This is a genomic window from Variovorax sp. M-6 (genome assembly GCF_052114385.1).
Classification (GTDB): domain Bacteria; phylum Pseudomonadota; class Gammaproteobacteria; order Burkholderiales; family Burkholderiaceae_C; genus Variovorax.
Window position 1 is genome coordinate 17,638 of the sequence record NZ_JBFREQ010000047.1, and the last position, 20,921, is coordinate 38,558.

The following is a 20,921-nucleotide window of genomic DNA, read 5'->3' on the forward strand; positions in this document are numbered from 1 at the left end:
CTGTCAGTGCGCGCCTGACACCACCACCGGAATCTCGGTCGCCGGCGGCGTGTTGCGGCTGCGTCCGCAGCGCACGATGCCGTCGATCATCACCATCCCGACGCCCGGGATGTCGCCGAGCCGCACGCTTTCGAGCAGGCCGACCGCGGGCGAATGCTGCGCCCGGTCCATGAAGACGAAGTCGGCGTCGCGGCCGACTTCGATCAGCCCGCAGTTGAGCTTGCGGATGCGCGCCGTGTTGCCGGTGGCGAAGCAGAACACCAGCTCGGCCGGGATGTTGGCGATCGACGACAGCATCGCCACCATGCGCAGGATGCCCAGCGGCTGCACGCCCGAGCCCGCGGGGCCGTCGGTGCCGAGGATCACGCGGTGCGGGCACTTGAGATCGAGCGCTGCCTTGGCCGCCGCGATGGCGACGCGCTCGTTGCCGTTGTGCACGATCTCGATCGCGCGCGACGACTTCTCGCACAGCTCGCAGACGTGCGCCTCGGGCAGCGAGGTGTGGCCGCCGTTGATGTGGCCGATGATGTCGGCGTCGGCCTCGAGCACCACGTCCTTGTCGATCAGGCCCGAGCCCGGGATCGACGGGCCGCCGGTGTGGATCGTGCTCTGGATGCCGTACTTGCGGGCCCAGGCCACCATCTCCTTGGCCTCGTAGCCGGCCTTGACCGAACCCAGGCCGACCTCGCCGAGCAGGCCGACGCCGGCCTCTGCCAGTTCCTTGAAGTCGCTCTCGACCATGCCCTTCTCGATGACGGGCGCGCCGGCCAGCACCTTGACGCCGCCGGGCCGGAAATTGTCGAAGGCGCGCTGCGCCGTGATGGCCAGCGCCTTCAGGCCGACGATGTCCTTGGGCCGGCCGGGCAGGTGCACCTCGCCGGCGGAGATCATCGTGGTCACGCCGCCGTGCATCGTCGAATCGATCCAGCCGATCTGGCCCTGGCGCGGCGTCCAGTCGCCGAACACCGGGTGCACGTGGCTGTCGATCAGGCCCGGCGCGACGCAGGTCTTCTTCACGTCGATGACGGTCTGGGCGCCTTCGAGGTCGCAGTCCTTTTCCTTGCCGACCGCGACGATCAGGCCGTCGTTGACGACGATGGTGTCGGCGTCGAGGATCGGCCGGTCGATGTCGCCCGAGAGCAGCAGACCTATGTTCCGGATGACGACCTTGCCCGACTTGGCGCCGGTTGCGACTTCTGCCATTTCTTGACCTCGTGGGGTTGCGTTGTATCTTCTTCGGGAGCTCCGGCATCGACCGTGCGCAGCACGGTCTCGATCACGAAGTTTTCCCAGTGTGCGACGGCTTCCGGCGTTTCGAGGGGCTCGCCCAGGAAGGCCGTCAGCGTGTGCCGGTTCGACGTGTAGAAATAGCCGGTCGACGCGATCAGCAGGTACAGGTCGCGCGCCGCCACGTCGTCGCGGAACAGGCCTTGCTCGACGCCGCTGGCGAGGATCTCCTGGATGACCGTGATCGCCCGCGACGAATATTCGCGGGCCCGCAGCGACTTCGCGATGTGCCGGCCCTTGTGCAGGTTCTCGGTGTTCAGCAGCGTGACGAACTCGGGGTTCTTGCGGTAGTAGCCGAGCACGAAGCGGATCACCGCGCTGAGCGACTCCACCGGCCGGGACGCGTCGAGGTCGATCGCGGCTTCGGCATCGTCCATCCGCCGGTAGATGCCCTCGAGCACCGCGATGAACAGGCCTTCCTTGCTGCCGAAGTAGTAGTAGATCATGCGGTCGTACGACTTCGCGGCCTTCGAGATCTTCTCGACGCTGCCGCCATCGAAGCCGTACTTCGCGAACACCTTGGTCGCTGCGCGCAGGATGCTCTCGCGCGTGGCCTGCGCGGAGGCCTCGCGCACGCCGGTGCGTCGCGTCGCGGGCTTGGGTGCGCTCTTGCGCGCGGCTGCCTTGGGCTCGGCCATCGCGGCTTTCGGACTACTTCTCGGCGAAGGCGCGCTCGACCACGAAGTCGCCCGGCGTCGACGTGTTGCCTTCCTTGAAGCCGCGCGCCTCGAGGATGTGCTTGAGGTCGACCAGCAGACCCGGGCTGCCGCACAGCATCACGCGGTCTTCGGCGGCATTGAGCGGCGGCAGGCCGAGGTCGTCGGTGAGCTTGTTGCTCTCGATCAGCTCGGTGATGCGGCCCATGTTGCGGAACTCCTCGCGCGTCACGGTCGGGTAGTAGAGCAACTGCTTTTCGATCATCTCGCCCAGGATCTCGTGCTTGGGCAGGTGGTCCGTCACGAGGTCGTGGTAGGCGAGCTCGTCGATCTGGCGCACGCCGTGCACCAGGATGACCTGCTCGAACTTCTCGTAGGTGTCGGGGTCGCGGATGATGCTCATGAACGGTGCCAGGCCGGTGCCGGTGCCGAACAGATAGAGCCGCTTGCCCGGCAGCGTGTAGTCGATCAGCAGCGTGCCGGTCGGCTTGCGGCCCACGATGACGGTGTCGCCGATCTGGATGTGCTGCAGCTTCGAGGTCAGCGGGCCTTCCTCGACCTTGATGCTCAGGAACTCCAGGTGCTCCTCGTAGTTCGGGCTCACGATGCTGTAGGCCCGCAGCAGGGGCTTGTTGTTGACCTTCAGGCCGATCATCGTGAAGTGGCCGTTCGAGAAACGCAGGGCCGGATCGCGGGTGGTCGTGAAGGTAAACAGGCGGTCGGTCCAGTGGTGGACGCTCAGCACACGTTCTTCGCTGAATGCACTCATAGGGGTCAGGAATGGTTATGAACGAAAAAGGGATGCACCAATTGTCGGCGATGCCAGCGAAAACACCATTGCCAGTATCGAGTCCGTTTGCTACATTGATCTTGAATGTAGTGTTCACCACATGAAGGTGTAGGGAATGCTACACAAACGTCAGTTCCAGCACAAGCGCAGTTGCAAGCAGGTCGCCGGCACAGATGTTGCACTCCCTGCCGGCCTGAACCCACGAGATACCCGCGATGACCGAACACACCAAGACAGACGGACTGCCCGGCATGGACATGCCGGTGTTGCCAGAGGCCACGGGCCGGGCGCCCCTGCGCAACGAGCGCATGAATGCGGCCAAGGTCGAGTGCAACGCCTGTCCGGTGCTGTGCCAGATCTCCGAGGGGCGCACCGGCGCCTGCGACCGCTACGCCAATCGCGACGGCGTGCTGGTGCGGGTCGATCCGGTGCTGCTGCTGCGTCGCGAGCTCGCGAGCGAGGCGCCGGCGCTGGTGCCCTTCGCCCGCCCGGGCGGAGAGACCGGCGAGGCCGAGCGCACCGAGGCGCCGGTGGCGGACGCCGACTGGAACGGCGATCTCCTTCATGCCGACGAGGTCTTCGTCACCGGCGTGGGCTCCTCCACCACCTACCCAGACTACAAGCCCGCGCCCTTCATCGTCGCCTCGAAGGCGCAGGGCGTGGACATGGTGACGGTGGTGACCGAAGGCATCTTCAGCTACTGCAGCTTCAAGGTGAAGATCGACACCGACCGCTTCCTCGGCGCCGAACAGGCCAACGTGCGCTACCGCGGCGAGGTGGTCGGCCATGTCACCACCGCCGAGTACGGCTCGCAGATGCTGTCGCTGGGCGGTGTGCATCACCTCACGGGCGGCAGCAAGAAGGAGGGCCGCATGACCTGCGAGCTGATGCAGCTGCTGGGCAACAAGAAGGCGGTGGAGTGCGTGATCGACGGCGGCGCCAGCATGGTGATCCAGGCCGGCCGCGCGCCGATCGTCAACGGCATCGAAGAGAAGCGCATGCGCGTGGGTTGCGGCTCGGCGGCCATCGGCATTTTCGCGCGCCAGCTCTTCGGCCATGCCGACGAGGTGGTGGTGGTCGACGACCACATCACCGGCGTGCTGACCGAGCACCAGGCCGGGCGCTGCCTGGACATGCCGTCCTCGGGCATCCAGATGCGCGGGCGCAAGTCCACGCCCGGGCGCTATTTCCAGGTCGCGAACCCGGGCAACGGCTGGGGCGGCACCGATATCGACAACCCGCTCTCGATCATCGAAGGCTGGGAAGAGGGCGTGGCGCGCCCGGGCCTGCGGCTGCTCATGACCTCGACCACCGGCGAGCACGCGCAGTGGTACGTGCTCGACGAGCAGCTGCAGCCGGTGGAGCAGCCGATGCCGGCCGAGGTGCAGCGCATCGTCGATCGCATCGGCGAGAACTGCGAACCGTCGCTGTGCACGGTGCTGTTCCTCGGCGGTGCGGGCGGCAGTCTGCGCGCCGGCGTGACCGAGAACCCGGTGCTGCTCACGCGCGCCATCAAGCGCGCGCTGGTCAACGTGACCTGCGGCGGTGCGCCGGCCTATGTGTGGCCCGGCGGCGGCATCACCGTGATGGCCGACGTGCTGCGCATGCCCGACAACAGCTTCGGCACGGTGCCCACGCCGGCCATCGTGGCGCCGATCGAGTTCAGCATGCGGCGCGACGACTACGCGGCGCTGGGCGGCCACATGGAGCATGTGTTCTCGCTCGAGCAGGCGCTGGCCCGTGGCGCCTGGCAGGACGACGGCGCGCCGCTGGCGCGCCAGTGGCTGCGCATGGACCCGGCCAACCCGTGGCCCCTGGGCCAGCCCCCGATGCTGGGCTGAAGATGAGCGCCCAACGCAGCGCACTCGACGGTGCGCGCTGGCACTTCAACCACGGCCCGATCGACATCGTCGCCGAGGCCCATGGCGACGCGGTCGAGGTCGCGGTCGCGCACGAACTCGCGTGGCGGCGCTTCGCCCAGGTGCTGGACGAACTGGTCGCCGAACTGCCCTTGCTGCGCCAGCCGGTCGGTGCGACGTGCGCGCTGCAGGGGCGCATCGCGCAGCGCATGTGGAATGCCTGCGCGCCGTTCAGCGCCGGCTTCATCACGCCGATGGCCGCGGTCGCCGGCTCGGTGGCGCAGGAACTCATCGCCTGCTACCAGCGCCCCGGCATCGAACGCGCCTGGATCAACAACGGCGGCGACATCGCGCTGCATCTCGCACCGGGGCAATCCGCGCGCGTCGGGCTCTTCGCCGACCTCGCGCGCTTCGATCTGCGGGACGCGGGTCCGATCACCACCGATGGCCAGTTCGAGCTTCGCGCCGAGCAGCCGGTGCGCGGCGTCGCCACCAGCGGCTGGCGCGGGCGCAGCTTCTCGCTCGGCATCGCCGACAGCGTGACCGTGCTCGCGGCCACGGCGGCCGAGGCCGATGCCGCGGCCACGGTCATCGCCAACGCGGTGAACGTCGACGACCCCGGCATCCGCCGCCTGCCCGCCAGCGCCTGCAAGGACGACAGCGACCTCGGCGACATCCCCGTGACGACCGATGTCGCGGTGCTGGCACCCGCGCAGGTGCATCGTGCACTGGATGCGGGTGCCGACCGTGCGGAGGCACTGCAACGCAACGGGCTCGTGTGGTCGGTGGTGCTGGTTTGCCAGGGGCAATGGCGGGTGCTGCAGCCCTTAAGCTCGAAGGCTTCGCCCGGATTGCCGCGGACTGGCCGCGAACCGATGGCCGATGCAGTTGGTTCAGTATTTGCTTAACGAAAAGCAGGACTATTTTTCATGATCGATATCCGTCGCGTCTTCACCCATGTCGAGCACATCCACCACGAGTTCGGACCGCGCGCCGCAACGCCGCTGGTGCGTGGCGCCATCGGCGCGGTGCTGACCAATCCCTTCGCGGGCCGCTACGAGCCCGACATCCTGCCGATGATGGCCTTGCTCGATCCGGTCGGCGTCGACATGGCGCACCGGCTGCGCGCGGCAATGGACGTGCCGGTCGAGCAGATCGCCACCTACGGCAAGGGCGCCATCGTCGGCGCCGCCGGCGAGCTGGAGCACGGCGCGCTGTGGCACGTGCCCGGCGGCTACGCGATGCGCGAGCTGCTCGGCTGGAAAGGCGACCGCGAGGCCTACCGCAAGGGCCAGGCCGAAGAAAAGACCGGCCAGCCCGGCAACGCGCTGTCGATCGTGCCGTCGACCAAGAAGGTCGGCGCCCCGGGCACGACCCTCGACGTGCCGCTGACCAACATCAACGCCAGCTACGTGCGCGGCCAGTTCGACGCCATCGAAGTCCGCGTGCCGGGCGCGCCGGCGGCCGACGAGATCGTCTTCATTCTCGCGATGAGCACCGGCTACCGTGTGCACGATCGCGTCGGTGGACTCCGCGCGGAAAACATCAGTAAATGGGACGGCCTGCGCTGATCCCGATCGCATCGAAGAGACAAGGAAAGAAACCATGAGTGCCAACATCCGCAAGCTTGTCGTCCAGGTCGACGAAACCCGCAAGGAAATGGGCCAGGCCATCGAGCCGCCCACGCGCCGCGCCGTCGCCATCGCCGTGATCGAGAACCCCTACGCCGGCCGCTACAGCGAATCGCTCGACGAGCTGATCGCAATCGGCGAGGAGCTCGGTGCGCTGCTGGGCCAGAAGGCCGTGGCGGCCCTGGGCATCAAGCCCGGCGAGGCGCAGAGCTACGGCAAGGCGGCCATCGTCGGCGAGGCCGGCGAGCTCGAGCATGCGGCGGCCATCCTGCATCCGAAGCTCGGCGCACCGCTGCGCGCGGCGGTCGAGAAAGGCGCCGCGCTGGTGCCCTCGAGCAAGAAGCGCGGCACGCTGGGCACCGCCATCGACGTGCCGCTGGGCCACAAGGACGCGGCCTTCGTGCGCAGCCATTTCGACGCCATCGAGGCCCGCGTGTCCGACGCGCCGCGCGCCAACGAGATCGTGGTCGCGGTCGCGGTCACCGACAGCGGCCGTCCGCTGCCACGCGTCGGCGGCCTGCAAGCCTCCGAGATCAAGGGCGAGGACGGGCTCCGTTGAGCCCCTTCGTCGCAAAGCTTTTCTTTCTGTTCGATCCCAAGGAGTTCCCGATGAATCCCATGCGCCTTGCCTTCACCGCGGCCGCCGTCGCCACGCTCGCCACCGCACTCGTTCCCGCGCATGCGCAGGGCGTGATCAAGATCGGCGAGATCAACAGCTACAAGGCGCAGCCCGCCTTCCTCGAGCCCTACAAGAAGGGCATGGAGCTGGCGGTCGACGAGATCAATGCCGCCGGCGGCGTCAACGGCAAGAAGATCGAGCTGATCAGCCGCGACGACAACGCCAACCCGGGCGATGCGGTGCGCGTGGCCGAGGAGCTGGTCTCGCGCGAGAAGGTCGACATCCTGGCCGGCACCTTCCTGTCGAACACCGGCATGGCGGTGGCCGACTTCGCGAAGCAGAAGAAGTTCTTCTTCCTGGCCGGCGAACCGCTGACCGACAAGCTCACCTGGCAGGGCGGCAACGCCTACACCGTGCGCCTGCGTCCCGGTACCTACATGCAGGCCGCGATGCTGGTGCCCGAAGCGGCCAAGCTCAAGAAGAAGCGCTGGGCCGTGGTCTACCCCAACTACGAGTACGGCCAGTCGGCGGTGGCGGCCTTCAAGCAGCTGCTGAAGGCGGCCCAGCCCGACGTCGAATTCGTCGCCGAGCAGGCCACGCCGCTGGGCAAGGTCGACGCCGGCAGCGTGGTGCAGGCGCTGGCCGATGCCAAGCCCGACGCGATCTTCAACGTGCTGTTCGGCGCCGACCTGTCGAAGTTCGTGCGCGAAGGCAACACCCGCGGCCTGTTCAAGGACCGTGAGGTGGTGAGCGTGCTGACCGGCGAGCCCGAGTACATGGACCCGCTCAAGGACGAAGCGCCGAACGGCTGGATCGTGACCGGCTACCCGTGGTACGGCATCACGACGCCGGCGCACAAGGCCTTCGAGCAGGCCTATCAGGCCAAGTTCAAGGACTATCCGCGGCTCGGCTCGGTGGTCGGCTACAGCATGATCAAGTCCGCCGCGGCGGGCGTCGCCAAGGCCAAGAGCACCGACACGGAAAAGCTGGTCGCGGCCTTCAAGGGCCTGCAGGTGGACACGCCCTTCGGCAAGATCACCTACCGCGCCGAGGACAACCAGTCGACCATGGGCGCCTTCGTCGGCCGCACCAAGAACGACGGCGGCAAGGGTGTGATGGTGGACTACGTCTACCTCGACGGCGCGGACGCGAAGTACCAGCCTTCCGCTGCCGAGATCAAGAAGTCGCGCGCAGCGGATTGACGGAGCGAACGGGCCATGAGTTTTTCCGGTTTCATCGTCCAGCTCCTCAACGGGCTGGCGAGCGCGTCCTCGCTGTTCCTCGTGGCAGCAGGGTTGTCGCTGATCTTCGGCGTCACGCGCATCGTGAACTTCGCCCATGGCTCGTTCTTCATGGTCGGCATCTACGTGGCCTACACGTTGGTCGACCGGCTCGGCACCGGCTTCGGCTTCTGGCCGGCGCTGGTCATGGCGGCGCTCGCGGTCGGCGTGCTGGGCGCGCTGATCGAGGTGGTGCTGCTGCGGCGCATCTACAAGGCGCCCGAACTCTTCCAGTTGCTGGCCACCTTCGCGCTGGTGCTGGTCATCAAGGATGCGGTGCTGTGGCTCTGGGGCCCCGATGAACTGCTGGGCCCGCGGGCGCCGGGCCTCTCGGGCTCGGTCATGATCCTCGGGCGCCAGTTTCCTTCCTACGACCTGTTCCTGATCGTGGTCGGGCCCCTGGTGCTCGGGCTGGTCTGGCTGCTGCTCACGCGCACCCGCTTCGGCACCCTGGTGCGCGCCGCCACGCAAGACCGCGAGATGGTCAGCGCGCTGGGCGTCAACCAGGCCTGGTTGTTCACCGCGGTGTTCGCGCTCGGGGCGCTGCTTGCAGGCCTCGGCGGCGCGCTGCAGCTGCCGCGCGAGCCGGCGACGCTCGAGATGGACCTCAACACCATCGGCGCGGCCTTCGTGGTGGTGGTGGTCGGCGGCATGGGATCGATCCCCGGCGCCTATGCCGCGGCGCTGCTGATCGCCGAGATCAAGGCGATCTGCATCTGGCTCGGCGTGGTCGACGTGTTCGGCCTCAGCATCTCGTTTTCCAAGCTCACGCTGGTGGTCGACTTCCTCGTCATGGCCGTCGTGCTGGTCTGGCGGCCCTGGGGCCTGTTCGGCAAGCCGCAGGCACCGAGCCGCTACGTGGGCATGCAGGAGGAGCCGCTGCGGCGGCCTGGCCGCACTTACGTGATCGCCGCGGCGCTGTTCGGCCTGGTGCTGGCGGCGATGCCCTTCATCACGGCGGGCTCGCCCTACACCACCGTGCTGATGATCGACCTGCTGATCGCCGCCCTGTTCGCGGCCAGCCTGCACTTCATCATGGGGCCGGCCGGCATGCACTCCTTCGGCCATGCCGCGTACTTCGGGCTCGGGGCCTACGGCGCCGCGCTGCTGGTGCGCTCCAGCGGCATGCCGATGGAACTGGCCCTGATCGTCGCGCCGCTGGTGGCGGCGGCGGGCGCCTTCGTCTACGGCTGGTTCGCGGTGCGGCTCTCGGGCGTCTACCTTGCGATGCTCACGCTGGCCTTCGCGCAGATCACCTGGGCCATCACCTACCAGTGGGACAGCTTCACGGGCGGCAGCAACGGGCTCACCGGGGTCTGGCCGTCCGAATGGCTGGCCGACAAGCGCGCCTATTACTGGGTCACGCTGGCGCTGGTGGGGCTGGGCGTGCTGTGGCTGCGGCGCGTGCTGTTCTCGCCCTTCGGCTACGCGCTGCGCGCGGGCCGCGATTCGCAACTGCGCGCCGATGCGATCGGCATCGACGTCAAGCGCATGCAATGGGTGGCCTTCGTGATCGCGGGCACCGCGGCCGGGTTGGCCGGTGCCCTGTACGCCTTCTCGAAGGGCAGCATCTCGCCCGAGTCGCTGAGCGTCGGCAAATCGGTCGACGGCCTGGTGATGGTGCTGCTGGGCGGCATCCAGACCCTGGCGGGGCCGGTCGTGGGTGCGGTCACCTTCACCTGGCTGCACGACACGGTGGCGCGCAACACCGACTACTGGCGCGCCATGCTGGGCGGCATCATCTTGCTGCTGGTGCTGCTGTTCCCGCAGGGCATCGCGGGCTTCGCCAAGCAACTCTTCGACCGGCGCCGCCATGCGGCCGAAGCGGTCGACCTCAAGGAGGTGAAGGCATGAGCCTTCTCAAAGTTCAGGAACTCGGCAAGTCCTTCGGCGGCGTCAAGGCGGTCGACGGCATCAGCTTCGAACTCGCGGCCGGCGAACTGCTGGCGCTGATCGGCCCGAACGGCGCCGGCAAGTCCACCACCTTCAACATGGTGAACGGGCAGCTCAAGGCCGATCGCGGCTCGATCCTGCTCGACGGCCAGGAACTGGTCGGGCGCAAGCCGCGCGAGATCTGGCGCCTGGGCGTGGGCCGCACCTTCCAGATCGCCGAGACCTTCGCTTCGCTGACGGTGGCCGAGAACGTGCAGATGGCCTTGCTGTCGCACGATCACAAGCTGTTCTCGACCTGGCGCCGCGCGTCCGACCACAAGCGCGACGAGGCCCTGGCGCTGCTCGACCAGGTCGGCATGAGGCCCCAAGCAGACCGGCCCTGCAGCGTGCTCGCCTACGGCGACGTCAAGCGGGTCGAGCTCGCGATCGCGATGGCCAACAGCCCGAAGCTGTTGCTGATGGACGAGCCCACCGCCGGCATGGCGCCCAAGGAGCGCAATTCGCTGATGGCCCTGACCAAGCAACTCGTGATCGACCGCGGCATGGCGGTGCTCTTCACCGAACACAGCATGGACGTGGTGTTCGCTTATGCCGACCGCATGATCGTGCTGGCCCGCGGGCGCCTGATCGCGCAGGGCAAGCCGCTCGAGATCCGCGACCATCCGAAGGTGCAGGAGGTGTACTTCGGCAGCGGCAAGACCTTCGAGAAGATCGCCGAGAAGGCCGCGGCGGTCAACGCAGCGGTGGGAGAGCACGCATGAGCACGCATGAAACACTGCTCGAAGCCAAGGCCCTGTGTGCCTGGTACGGCGCCGCGCAGATCCTCTACGACGTCGACCTCGAAGTGCGCCGGGGCGAAGTCGTCGCGCTGATGGGACGCAACGGCGCCGGCAAGTCGACCACGCTGAAGGCGCTGATCGGCATGCTGGCCAAGCGCCGCGGCGCGGTGCGCTTCCTCGGCCACGACATCTCGAAGAGCGAGCCGCACCTGGCGGCGCGCCTGGGCCTGGGCTTCGTGCCGGAAGACCGCCGCGTGTTCACCGACCTCAGCGTGATGGAGAACCTCGAAGTCGGCAAGCAGCCCGCGCGCCGCTGGAACGACGGCACCGACGCCCCGCTGTGGACGCCCGAGCGCCTGTTCAAGCTGTTCCCGAACCTCGGCGAAATGCCGAACCGCCCGGGCGGCCGCATGAGCGGCGGCGAGCAGCAGATGCTGACCGTGGCGCGCACGCTGATGGGCAACCCCTACCTGGTGCTGCTCGACGAGCCGTCCGAGGGCGTGGCGCCGGTGATCGTCGAGCAGATGGCCAACATGATCCTGGAGCTCAAGGCACAGGGCGTGAGCATCCTGCTGTCGGAGCAGAACATGCACTTCGCCGAGCTGGTGTCCGACCGCGCCTACGTGCTCGAGAAGGGCCAGATCCGCTACCACGCGTCGATGGCCGAACTGGCGGCCAACGACGAGGTGCGCCGCGCGTACCTGAGCGTCTGATCATTTCATCCACCCGAGGAGCGACGACCATGCACACCACACGCAGAACCCTCTTGAAGTCCACCGCGGCATTCGGCCTCTTCGCCGGCCTCGGCGTGTCGGCGCCGCTCTTCGCGGCCGCGAAGATCAAGCCCGCGGCCAATTCGGCGCTGATCGTGGTCGACGTGCAGAACTGCTTCATCGACGGCGGCACGCTGCCGGTCAAGGGCGGCGCCGAGGTGGTGCCGATCATCAACAAGCTGGCCGATGCCTTCGGGAACATCGTGGTCACGCAGGACTGGCACACGCCCGGCCACGCGTCGTTCGCCAGCACCCATGCGGGCAAGAAGCCCTTCGAGACCACCAAGCTCAGCTACGGCAGCCAGGTCCTGTGGCCCGACCACTGCGTGCAGGGCACCGAGGACGCCGCGCTCAACAAGGACTTGAAGCTGCCGACCGCGCAGATCATCATCCGCAAGGGCTTCCACAAGGACATGGACAGCTACTCCGCCTTCGAGGAGGCCGACCACAAGACCGCCACCGGCCTGGGCGGCTACCTGAAGGCGCGCGGCATCAAGACCGTGTTCGTGACCGGCCTGGCGACCGACTTCTGCGTCGCCTGGACCGCCATGGACGCGCGCAAGGCCGGCTTCGAGGTCTACGTGATCGAGGACGCGACGCGCGCCATCGATCTCAACGGCTCGCTCGCGGCGGCCTGGAAGCAGATGGCGGCCAAGGGCGTGAAGCGCATCCAGTCTTCGGACATCGTCTGAATTCTGCCGATCGAATGCCCGGGTTCGCACTGAAGGTCAACGGACGTCACGTCGAGCTCGAGGCCTCGCACGAGGCCTCGCTGCTGCATGTGCTGCGCAACGACCTGGGATTGAACGGTCCCAAGTTCGGCTGCGGGCTCGGCCAGTGCGGCGCCTGCACCGTGTGGGTCGACGGCACCGCGGCACGGGCTTGCGTGATCCCGGCGCATGGCGTGGCCGGCCGGGAGATCACGACACTGGAAGGCCTCGGCACGCGTGAACACTGGCATCCCGTGCAGCAGGGCTTCGAGGACGCGCAGGCCGCGCAGTGCGGCTATTGCCTCAACGGCATGGTGATGCAGGCCGCGGCGCTGCTGGCGCGGGAGCCGAACCCGAGCGAGGCGCGCATCCGCAGCGAGCTCTCCGGCAACCTCTGCCGCTGCGGCACGCATGTCGAGATCCTGGCCGCGGTGCAGCGCGCCGCGGTGCTGATCGCGAAGGGCGATCCGACGTGACGCGGCGCGCCGACCTGCCACGCACGCGCAGCGAATTCCTCCAGGCCGACGGCGTTCTCGCCGTCGTGCGCGAAACCCCGCCGGCACCGCCGCCGACCCCGGGCCAGCCGGCGCTGGTGTCGGGCCATCCGGCCGAGGGCCCGGAGGTGCTGCTGGCGGTCTGGGACGACGGCAGCGTCACCGCGCTCAACGGCCACGTCGACCTCGGCACCGGCATCCAGACCGCGCTGTCGCAGATCGTGGCGGAAGAGCTGGACCTCTCGATGGCGCAGGTCCGCATGGTGCTGGGCGACACCGCCCGCGCGCCGAACCAGGGCGCGACGATCGCCAGCGCCTCGCTCCAGATCCATGCCGCGCCGCTGCGGCATGCGGCCGCGCAGGCGCGCGGATGGCTGGTGGCGCAGGCTGCCGAGCACTTCGGCGTCCAGTCTTCGCTGCTGACGCTGCGCGAGGGGCGCATCCACGCCGGCGACGACCCGGCCTTCAGCATTGGCATCGGCGAACTGGTGGCGGGCGGGCGCACGGTGCTGCAGCTCGACCCGGCGGCGCGGCCGAAGGACCCGGCGGACTACCGCATCGTCGGCACCTCGCAGCCGCGCGTCGACATTCCGGCCAAGCTCGCCGGCGACACCGTGTTCGTGCACGACATGCGGGTGCCGGGCATGCTGCACGGCCGCGTCGTGCGCCCGCCCTATGCGGGCGCGGCCCACGGCGACTACATCGGCAACACGCTCGAGTCGGTCGACGAGTCGTCGATCGCGCACATCCCGGGCATCCGCGCGGTGGTCGTGATCCGCGACTTCGTCGGCATCGTCGCCGAGCGCGAGGAACACGCCGAGCAGGCGCTGCGCGAATTGCGCGTGCGCTGGAAGGCGTGGCCCGGGCTGCCTTCGCTCGACGACCTCGAAAGCGCGATCCGCGCCAATCCGTCGACCCAGCGCCTGCTGGTCGACGAAGGCGACGTCGATGCCGCACTGGCGGACGCCGCGAAGTCGATGCCGCGCACCTATGTCTGGCCGTACCAGATGCATGCCTCGATCGGGCCCTCCTGCGCGCTCGCGCATTGGCAGCCTGGAGACGGTCATGCGTTGCGCGTCTGGGCCGGCTCGCAGAACCCGCACGTGCTGCGCGCCGACCTGGCGAAGCTGATGGACCTCGACGACCCCGCGGTCGACGTGGTGCGCATGGAGGCGGCCGGCTGCTACGGCCGCAACGGCGCCGACGACGTCGCGGCCGATGCGGCGCTGCTGGCGCGCGCGGTCGGCGCGCCGGTGCGGGTGCAGCTCACGCGCGAGCAGGAGCACCTGTGGGAGCCCAAGGGCGCCGCGCAGCTGATGCAGGTCCAGGGCGGGCTGGCGGCCGACGGCGGCGTCGCCGGCTACGACTTCGAAACCTCCTACCCCTCGAACGGCGCGCCCACGCTGGCGCTGCTGCTGACCCGCACCGTCGAGCCGCTGGCGCAGGCCTACGAGATGGGCGACCGCACCGCGCGGCCGCCCTATGCCTGGGCCAACCTGCGCGTGAAGGTCAACGACATGGCGCCGATCGTGCGCGCCTCCTGGCTGCGCGGCGTCTCGGCACTGCCGAACTCGTTCGCGCACGAGTCCTATGTGGACGAACTGGCGACCGCGGCCGGCGTCGATCCGGTCGCGTTCCGGCTGCGCCACCTGGACGATCCGCGCGCCGCCGAACTGGTGCGCGAGACCGCGCAGAAGGCCGGCTGGCGCATGCGCACCGGTCCGCAGGAAGACGCCGACGGCGATCATCCTTCCAGGCGCGCTGACGCGCGCGTGGGCCCCGGCGGCGACATCCTGTTCGGCCAGGGCTTCGCCTACGCGCGCTACGTGCACAGCAAGTGGCCGGGCTTCGGCGCCGCCTGGTCGGCCTGGGTGGCGGATGTCGAGGTCAACCGCAAGACCGGCGAAGTGCATGTGCGCCGCGTGGTCGTCGGGCACGACGCGGGCCTGATGGTCAACCCGGCCGGGGTCGAGCACCAGATCCACGGCAACGTGGTCCAGACCACCAGCCGGGCGCTCAAGGAGCAGGTCCGCTTCGCGCCGCAATCCGCGTCCGCTGGCGGCGAGATGTTGCCCGGCGTGCCGCCCTCGGGTGTGGTCGCCAGCCGCGAGTGGGGCAGCTACCCGATCATCAACTTCCGCGAAGTGCCGGTGATCGAGGTGATGCATCTGCAGCGGCCGGGCGAGCCGTCGCTGGGCGCGGGCGAGTCGGCGTCGGTGCCGGGCACGGCGGCGATCGCCAACGCCATCTTCGATGCGACCGGGGTGCGCTTCCGGGCGCCGCCGTTCACGCCCGAGGTGGTGCGGGCGGCGCTGAATCCGCTGCCGCCGCCTGTGCCCCAGGACGAGGCCGCCGCGGCAGTCCGGCCTGCACTCCCGGCCTCGGCACCGTGGCCGCGGCGCCGCGGCGTCTGGGCCGGCGCCGGCGCACTGCTGGTGGGAGGCATCGGCGTCATCGCCGGCCTGCTGGGCTGGCGCTCGACCATCGCGCCGGTCGCCTTCAGCGCGCCGGCCTACAGCGAAGCCACGATCGAACGCGGCCGCACGCTCGCCGCGCTCGGCGACTGCGCGGTCTGCCACACCGCGCCGGGCGGCACGCCGAATGCGGGCGGACGCGCGATGGAGACGCCCTTCGGCACCATCCACACCACCAACCTCACGCCCGACGCAGACACCGGCCTCGGCCGCTGGTCCTTCACGGCCTTCCAGCGCGCGATGCGCGAAGGCGTCTCGCGCGACGGCCACCACCTGTACCCGGCCTTCCCGTACACGGCCTTCGCCAAGACCAGCGACGACGACCTGCAGGCGCTCTACGCCTACTTCATGTCGCTGCCGCCGGTGCGCGCCGAGACGCCGCCGGCCGAGCTCAAGTTCCCGTTCGGCCTGCGGCCGCTGATGGCGGGCTGGAACGCGCTGTTCCACGACCCCAAGCCCTACCAGCCGGTGGCGACGCAGAGCGCCGAGTGGAACCGCGGCGCCTACCTGGTCAACGGCCTCGGCCACTGCGGCGCCTGCCACACGCCGCGCAACGCGCTGGGCGCGGAGCAGGGCGGCAGTGCCACCCTGTCGGGCGCGATGGTCGACGGCTGGGAGGCGCCGGCGCTGACCGCGCGGTCGACCTCCGCCGTGCCGTGGAATGCCGACGCGCTCTACAGCTACCTGCGCAACGGCCATGCGAAGCACCACGGCGTCGCCGGCGGCCCGATGGCCGAGGTGATCCGCGAGTTGGCGGCGGTGCCAGACGCCGACATCCGCGCGATGGCCAGCTACCTGGCCTCCTTCAACCCCGCCACCGCACCCGAAGCCGCCGCGGCGCAGGCACAGCGCGCGGTCGCCACCGCCGCGGCGCAGCAGGGCCGCCTGCTGGGCCCTGCCCAGCGCATGTTCGACAGCGCCTGTGCGTCCTGCCACCACGACGGCGACGGCCCCACGCTGCTGGGCGTGAACACGCCGCTGGCGCTCAACAGCAACCTCACGAGCGCCCGGCCGGACAACCTGCTGCGCACCATCCTCGATGGCGTGCGCGAGCCGGCTTCGCGCGACATCGGCTTCATGCCGGCCTTCCGCGAAGCGCTCGACGATGCGCAGATCGCCGAGCTGGCGGGCTACATGCGCGCCCGCTTCGCGCCGCAGGAGCCGGCCTGGAAGGACCTGCCGGGAAGCGTGGCGCGGCTGCGGGCTGAGGGGCTGAACGCCACGCACGCACGCTGAGACTCCCGTACGATCTGCGGGCCATCCTTGGAGACCCTCGAATGACCTCGATGCTTTCGCCCGCCCAGTCCCTGCCCCGCGATGCCGAGCGCGCCACCCTGGTCGGCCGCCTCTGGCTGCCCGACGTCGGACCGGTGCTGGTCGCGGTGCACGAGGGCGGCCTGCACGATCTCTCGCGCTTCGCCGCCACCGCCAGCCAGTTGCTGGAGCTCGACGACCCGGTGGGCGCGGTGCGCGAGGCGCTGCGCGACGAGCGGACGCAGCGGGTCGCCTCGCTCGAAGCCGCGCTCGCCAACAGCGACGAAACGCGCCGCGACCCGCAGCACCCCTGGCTGCTGGCGCCCTGCGACCTGCAGGCCGTGAAGGCCAGCGGCGTGACCTTCATCGCCAGCCTGCTGGAGCGCGTGATCGAGGAGCAGTCGCGCGGCGATGCCTCCAAGGCCGAGTCGATCCGCGCCGCACTCGGCGGCGTGCTCGGCGACAACCTCGCGGGCATCGTGCCCGGCTCGCCGCAGGCGGCGAGGGTCAAGGACGTGCTGATTGCCCAGGGCGCCTGGTCGCAGTACCTCGAGGTCGGCATCGGGCCGGACGCCGAGATCTTCACCAAGGCGCCGGTGCTGGCGGCGGTCGGCACCGGGGCCGACGTCGGCATCCACGCGGGATCGGTCTGGAACAACCCCGAGCCCGAGGTGGTGCTGGCGGTCAACAGCCGCGGCCAGACGCTGGGCGCGGCGCTGGGCAACGACGTCAACCTGCGCGACTTCGAGGGCCGCAGCGCGCTGCTGCTTGGCAAGGCCAAGGACAACAATGCCTCGTGCGCGATCGGCCCCTTCATCCGGCTGTTCGACGCCCACTTCGGCATCGAGGACGTGCGCCGCATCACGGTGGCGCTGCGGGTGGTCGGGCCCGAGGGCTTCACGCTGGACGGCGCGAGCTCGCTGGCGAAGATCAGCCGCGACCCGCTCGACCTGGTGTCGCAGGCGATCGGTCCGCACCATGCCTACCCCGACGGCCTGATGCTGTTCCTCGGCACCATGTTCGCGCCGACGCAGGACCGCCACGGCCCGGGCCAGGGCTTCACGCACGTGGTGGGCGACCAGGTGACGATCTCGGCGCCCGAGCTCGGCGCGCTGCACAACCGTGTCGTGCATTCCGACCAGGCCCCGCGCTGGACCTTTGGCATCGGCGCATTGATGCGCAACCTGGCCGGCCGGGGGATCCTCTAGCTTTCGACGCGGATCCGCCAGCGCTGCGCACCCAGCAGCGCCACGACCGCCACCAGGCTGGCGATCAGCAAAATCCACAGCCCTGCCGTATAGCCGCCAGCCGGAGTCCACAGCAGGCCCAGCATCAGCGGCGCCAGGGCGCGGGCGATGGCGCTCGGCATTCCCAGCGCGCCATTGAGCGTCGCCACATGCTCGCGGTTCACGTACTGCGCGATCGCGGTGCCCTTGACGATGGTCAGCATGCCGTTGCCCATGCCGTAGAACAGCACGAAGGCCAGCGCCGCCCCCGGATGACCTGCGCAGGCCAGCAGGGTCGCCAGGCCGATCGGGATCAGGCACGGAATCAACCGGTTCGCGAGGTGCAGGTCGAAGTGGTGCTCGAAGAAGTAGAGCAGGGCGCGGCCGAACACCTGCACGATCCCGATGGCCGCCGGCACCGCGATGGCCCAGGTCTCCGACAGCCCGGCGCCGCGCAGCAGGCTCACCATGTGCGGCGGCAGCGCCGCGGTCACCGCCATCAGCAGCACGGTGAACACGCCGACCAGCACGAACGGCGTGCTGCGCAGGTAGTGGCCGACGGGCCGCCGCGTTGCCGCAGCGCCCGCGGCCGACGCGGCCACGCTGCGCTTCGGCGCATGGCGCAGGATCCACGCATGCAGCGGCGCGCACAGCAGCAGGTGGATGGCCGCCAGCACCCACAGCGCGTGTCGCCAGCCGAACTGCGCGATCAGCCAGGCATCGAGCGGAATGAAGACCGTGCTGGCCAGCCCGCCGAGAAAGGTCAGCGTGATGATGGCGCGCCGGAAGTCGTTCGGGAAACGGCGCGTGACGACCGCGAAGGCCGGGCTGTAGAGCGTCGCCGAGAGGGCGGCGCCGAGCAGCAGCCACGCGGCATAGAAGCCCGCCGCGCTCTGGACCACGCTGTGCAGCAGCAGGCCGGCCGCGATCAGCAGCGAGCCGCCGGTCATCACGGCGCGCTCGTGGCCGCGGTCGATCCAGCGGCCTACCGGCCAGGCCATGGCGCCTTCGGCCAGCAGTGCGAGGCTGAAGGCCAGTGAAGATTGCGCCCGGCTCAGGCCGAGCTCGCGCTCCACCGGCTCCATCAGCAGCGCGAAGGTGTAGAAGACGCTGCCCCAGGTGATGAGTTGGCCCAGCGAGAGCCAGCCGACGAGGCGGCGGTCGTAGGGAGGTGGCGGGGAGGCGGAGAGACCCATGCGCCGACTCTACCGGTGTGACCGGATGCCCCTGCCGCCTTGAAACGCGGCGTTGGAGTCAGAAGCTGTACGGCGATCTCGTCGGCGCTCAGTCGGTCGGATGCAGCGCCCGCCGGTACTGCACCGCCTCCGCCACATGCGCGACGTCGACCGCCTCGGTCCCCGCGAGGTCGGCGATGGTCCGCGCGACCTTGAGCGCCCGGTGCGTGCTGCGGGCCGACCAGCCGAGCCGCGTCGCGGCCGCGTGCAGGAACTGGAGCGCCGCCGGCGCCAGCGACGCGTGGCGGTCGATCTCGGCGCCCTCGAGTCCCTGGTTGGGCTTGCCCTGCCGGGCCAGCGCGCGTTCGCGCGCGGCGACCGCGCGGACGCGGATCGCCTCGGTCGCTTCGCCGGCGGGGGCCTCGAGCAGTTGCTGCGCCGAGACGCCGGGCACCTCGATGTGCAGGTCGATGCGGTCGAGCAGCGGGCCGCTGAGCTTGCCTTGGTAGCGCAGGACCTGGTCCGGCGTGCAGCGGCAGGCCCGGGTCGTCGAGCCGCGCCAGCCGCAGGGGCAGGGGTTCATGGCGGCAATGAGCTGGAAGCGGGCCGGGAACTCGGAGCGCCGCGCGGCCCGGGAGATCGTGATGGTGCCGGTCTCCAGCGGCTCGCGCAGCGCCTCCAACGCCGAGCGGGCGAACTCGGGGAATTCGTCGAGGAACAGCACGCCGTGGTGCGCCAGCGAGATCTCGCCGGGCCGCGGCGGCGAGCCGCCGCCCACCATCGCCACGGCGCTGGCGCTGTGGTGCGGGCTGGCGGTCGGCCGGCGCATCCACTGCCCGGTCGCGAAGCGGCCGCCCAGGCTGGCGACCGCCGCGCTCTCGAGGGCTTCCTCGATGCTCATCTCGGGCAGCAGCCCGGCGAAGCGCTGGGCCAGCATCGACTTGCCGGAGCCCGGCGGGCCGACCATCAGCAGGCTGTGGTTGCCGGCCGCCGCGATCTCCAGGGCCCGCTTGGCGCCGGCATGCCCCTTCACGTCGGCCAGGTCCGGGTGGCGCGCGGCCGGGCCGGGCGGCGCCGCCGCCATTCGCGCCCAGCCGTCGTCGCCGGCTGCGTCGGAGGCCGGCGGCACCACCGCGCCGGCCGGCAGGAACTGCCGCACCACGTCGAGCAGGTGGCGTGCGCCATAGACCACGGCGCCGGGCACCAGCGCGGCTTCCTGTGCGCTGTCGGCCGGCAGCACCAGCCGGGTGCTGAGGCCTCGCGCATGCAGCGCCAGCGCCATCGCGAGCGCCCCGCGCACGGGCCGCAGCTGCCCCGACAAGGAGAGCTCGCCGGCGAATTCGTGGCCGGCCAGCCGCTGGCCCTCGATCTGGCCGCTGGCCGCCAGGATGCCGAGCGCGATCGGCAGGTCGAAGCGCCCGGAATCCTTGGGCAGGTCGGCGGGCGCCAGGTTCACCGTGATGCGCTTGTTGGTGGGGAATTCCAGCCCGGCGTTCTGGAGGGCCGAGCGGACGCGCTCGCGGGCTTCCTTGACCTCCACGTCGGCCAGGCCGACCAGCGTGAAGCTCGGCAGGCCGTTGGCCAGATGCACCTCGACCGTGACACTGGCCGCGTCGAGGCCCAACAAGGCGCGGCTCTGCACCAAACACAGACTCATTTCGCTCCCTTTCACCAAGATGGTGCGTCCATCTCTTGTTCTTCATTGTGACCAAGTGCGTCCGGCGCCCACCCTGAACGTGGAGGGGTCTGGCGCTTTGGCACGCTCCCTGCTTTGAACTGGGTTCCAACCCAACTTCAAAACACTCCGAGGAGTCCGCTCGATGATGCACCGTAAATCCGTCCAGATCCTGGCTGTGGGCGCGCTTGCCGCCCTGCCGATGCTCGCCAGCGCGCAGGCCGCAGCCGCGACCGACGCCGCGGCAGCACCCGCGCCGAATCTCACGGGCAACATCTCGCTGACCACCGACTACAAGTTCCGCGGCCAGGACCAGGACGTGCTCGGCAAGCACGGCTTCGCCAAG

Annotated in this window: 17 protein-coding genes and 1 pseudogene; 13 read left to right on the plus strand and 5 right to left on the minus strand. The window is 69.7% G+C overall.

Features of this window, described 5'->3' with window-relative positions; all coding sequences use genetic code 11:
- Window positions 1-3: 3 nt before the first annotated feature.
- The 3 genes from AB4Z46_RS32205 to AB4Z46_RS32215 are packed head-to-tail and all read right to left on the minus strand — an operon-like array spanning window position 4 to window position 2,712.
- On the minus strand, window positions 4-1,203 hold the full coding sequence (locus AB4Z46_RS32205) for an amidohydrolase family protein (RefSeq protein WP_442287634.1): 1,200 nt from the start codon (window positions 1,201-1,203) through the stop codon (window positions 4-6).
- Complete coding sequence (locus AB4Z46_RS32210) at window positions 1,149-1,925, minus strand: TetR family transcriptional regulator (RefSeq protein ID WP_442287635.1); 777 nt, start codon at window positions 1,923-1,925, stop codon at window positions 1,149-1,151. The genes AB4Z46_RS32205 and AB4Z46_RS32210 overlap by 55 nt, the downstream gene beginning before the upstream one ends.
- A 13-nt stretch (window positions 1,926-1,938) precedes the next feature.
- The gene (locus AB4Z46_RS32215) at window positions 1,939-2,712 is read right to left on the minus strand and encodes a ferredoxin--NADP reductase (RefSeq protein WP_442287636.1); all 774 of its coding nucleotides are present in this window, start codon (window positions 2,710-2,712) and stop codon (window positions 1,939-1,941) included.
- A gap of 236 nt (window positions 2,713-2,948) precedes the next feature.
- On the opposite strand from AB4Z46_RS32215, the gene AB4Z46_RS32220 reads away from it, so the two are divergent.
- Genes AB4Z46_RS32220 through AB4Z46_RS32275 form a run of 12 tightly spaced genes read left to right on the plus strand, consistent with a single transcriptional unit; the run spans window position 2,949 to window position 17,707 of the window.
- On the plus strand, window positions 2,949-4,574 hold the full coding sequence (locus tag AB4Z46_RS32220; RefSeq protein WP_442287637.1) for a 6-hydroxynicotinate reductase: 1,626 nt from the start codon (window positions 2,949-2,951) through the stop codon (window positions 4,572-4,574).
- Between the two features lie 2 nt (window positions 4,575-4,576).
- Window positions 4,577-5,500: a UPF0280 family protein gene (locus tag AB4Z46_RS32225; protein ID WP_442287638.1), complete on the plus strand. Its 924-nt coding sequence runs from the start codon at window positions 4,577-4,579 to the stop codon at window positions 5,498-5,500.
- Window positions 5,501-5,521: 21 nt separating this feature from the next.
- Window positions 5,522-6,163, plus strand: coding sequence for an amino acid synthesis family protein (locus AB4Z46_RS32230; protein ID WP_442287639.1), 642 nt, complete (start codon window positions 5,522-5,524; stop codon window positions 6,161-6,163).
- Window positions 6,164-6,197: 34 nt separating this feature from the next.
- A complete protein-coding gene (locus AB4Z46_RS32235; protein WP_442287640.1) occupies window positions 6,198-6,782 on the plus strand; it encodes an amino acid synthesis family protein in 585 nt (194 codons plus the stop codon).
- 50 nt (window positions 6,783-6,832) lie between these two features.
- Entirely contained in the window at window positions 6,833-8,044 is a 1,212-nt protein-coding gene (locus AB4Z46_RS32240; RefSeq protein ID WP_442287641.1) for an ABC transporter substrate-binding protein, read from the plus strand.
- Window positions 8,045-8,059: 15 nt separating this feature from the next.
- Window positions 8,060-9,976 (plus strand): ABC transporter permease, encoded by a 1,917-nt coding sequence (locus AB4Z46_RS32245; RefSeq protein ID WP_442287642.1) that lies wholly within the window; start codon window positions 8,060-8,062, stop codon window positions 9,974-9,976.
- On the plus strand, window positions 9,973-10,776 hold the full coding sequence (locus tag AB4Z46_RS32250) for an ABC transporter ATP-binding protein (protein ID WP_442287643.1): 804 nt from the start codon (window positions 9,973-9,975) through the stop codon (window positions 10,774-10,776). Before AB4Z46_RS32245 ends, AB4Z46_RS32250 begins: the two co-directional genes overlap by 4 nt.
- On the plus strand, window positions 10,773-11,507 hold the full coding sequence (locus AB4Z46_RS32255; RefSeq protein WP_442287644.1) for an ABC transporter ATP-binding protein: 735 nt from the start codon (window positions 10,773-10,775) through the stop codon (window positions 11,505-11,507). The genes AB4Z46_RS32250 and AB4Z46_RS32255 overlap by 4 nt, the downstream gene beginning before the upstream one ends.
- Before the next feature lie 29 nt (window positions 11,508-11,536).
- Window positions 11,537-12,259 carry a bifunctional nicotinamidase/pyrazinamidase gene (gene pncA, locus AB4Z46_RS32260; RefSeq protein ID WP_442287645.1) on the plus strand — a complete coding sequence of 241 codons (723 nt, stop codon included), beginning with the start codon at window positions 11,537-11,539 and terminating at the stop codon, window positions 12,257-12,259.
- A gap of 14 nt (window positions 12,260-12,273) precedes the next feature.
- The gene (locus AB4Z46_RS32265; protein ID WP_442287646.1) at window positions 12,274-12,753 is read left to right on the plus strand and encodes a (2Fe-2S)-binding protein; all 480 of its coding nucleotides are present in this window, start codon (window positions 12,274-12,276) and stop codon (window positions 12,751-12,753) included.
- Window positions 12,750-16,481, plus strand: coding sequence for a molybdopterin cofactor-binding domain-containing protein (locus AB4Z46_RS32270; protein ID WP_442287647.1), 3,732 nt, complete (start codon window positions 12,750-12,752; stop codon window positions 16,479-16,481). Before AB4Z46_RS32265 ends, AB4Z46_RS32270 begins: the two co-directional genes overlap by 4 nt.
- A gap of 41 nt (window positions 16,482-16,522) precedes the next feature.
- The gene (locus AB4Z46_RS32275; protein ID WP_442287648.1) at window positions 16,523-17,707 is read left to right on the plus strand and encodes a fumarylacetoacetate hydrolase family protein; all 1,185 of its coding nucleotides are present in this window, start codon (window positions 16,523-16,525) and stop codon (window positions 17,705-17,707) included.
- Here AB4Z46_RS32275 and AB4Z46_RS32280 read toward each other — a convergent pair.
- Both AB4Z46_RS32280 and AB4Z46_RS32285 read right to left on the minus strand, forming a co-directional pair.
- Window positions 17,704-18,921 (minus strand): MFS transporter, encoded by a 1,218-nt coding sequence (locus AB4Z46_RS32280; RefSeq protein WP_442287649.1) that lies wholly within the window; start codon window positions 18,919-18,921, stop codon window positions 17,704-17,706. The genes AB4Z46_RS32275 and AB4Z46_RS32280 overlap by 4 nt on opposite strands.
- 88 nt (window positions 18,922-19,009) lie before the next feature.
- Window positions 19,010-20,557, minus strand: coding sequence for a YifB family Mg chelatase-like AAA ATPase (locus AB4Z46_RS32285; protein WP_442287650.1), 1,548 nt, complete (start codon window positions 20,555-20,557; stop codon window positions 19,010-19,012).
- A 166-nt stretch (window positions 20,558-20,723) separates the two neighbouring features.
- Here AB4Z46_RS32285 and AB4Z46_RS32290 point away from each other — a divergent pair.
- Window positions 20,724-20,921 (plus strand): annotated as a pseudogene (locus AB4Z46_RS32290) (TorF family putative porin); the annotation flags it as partial.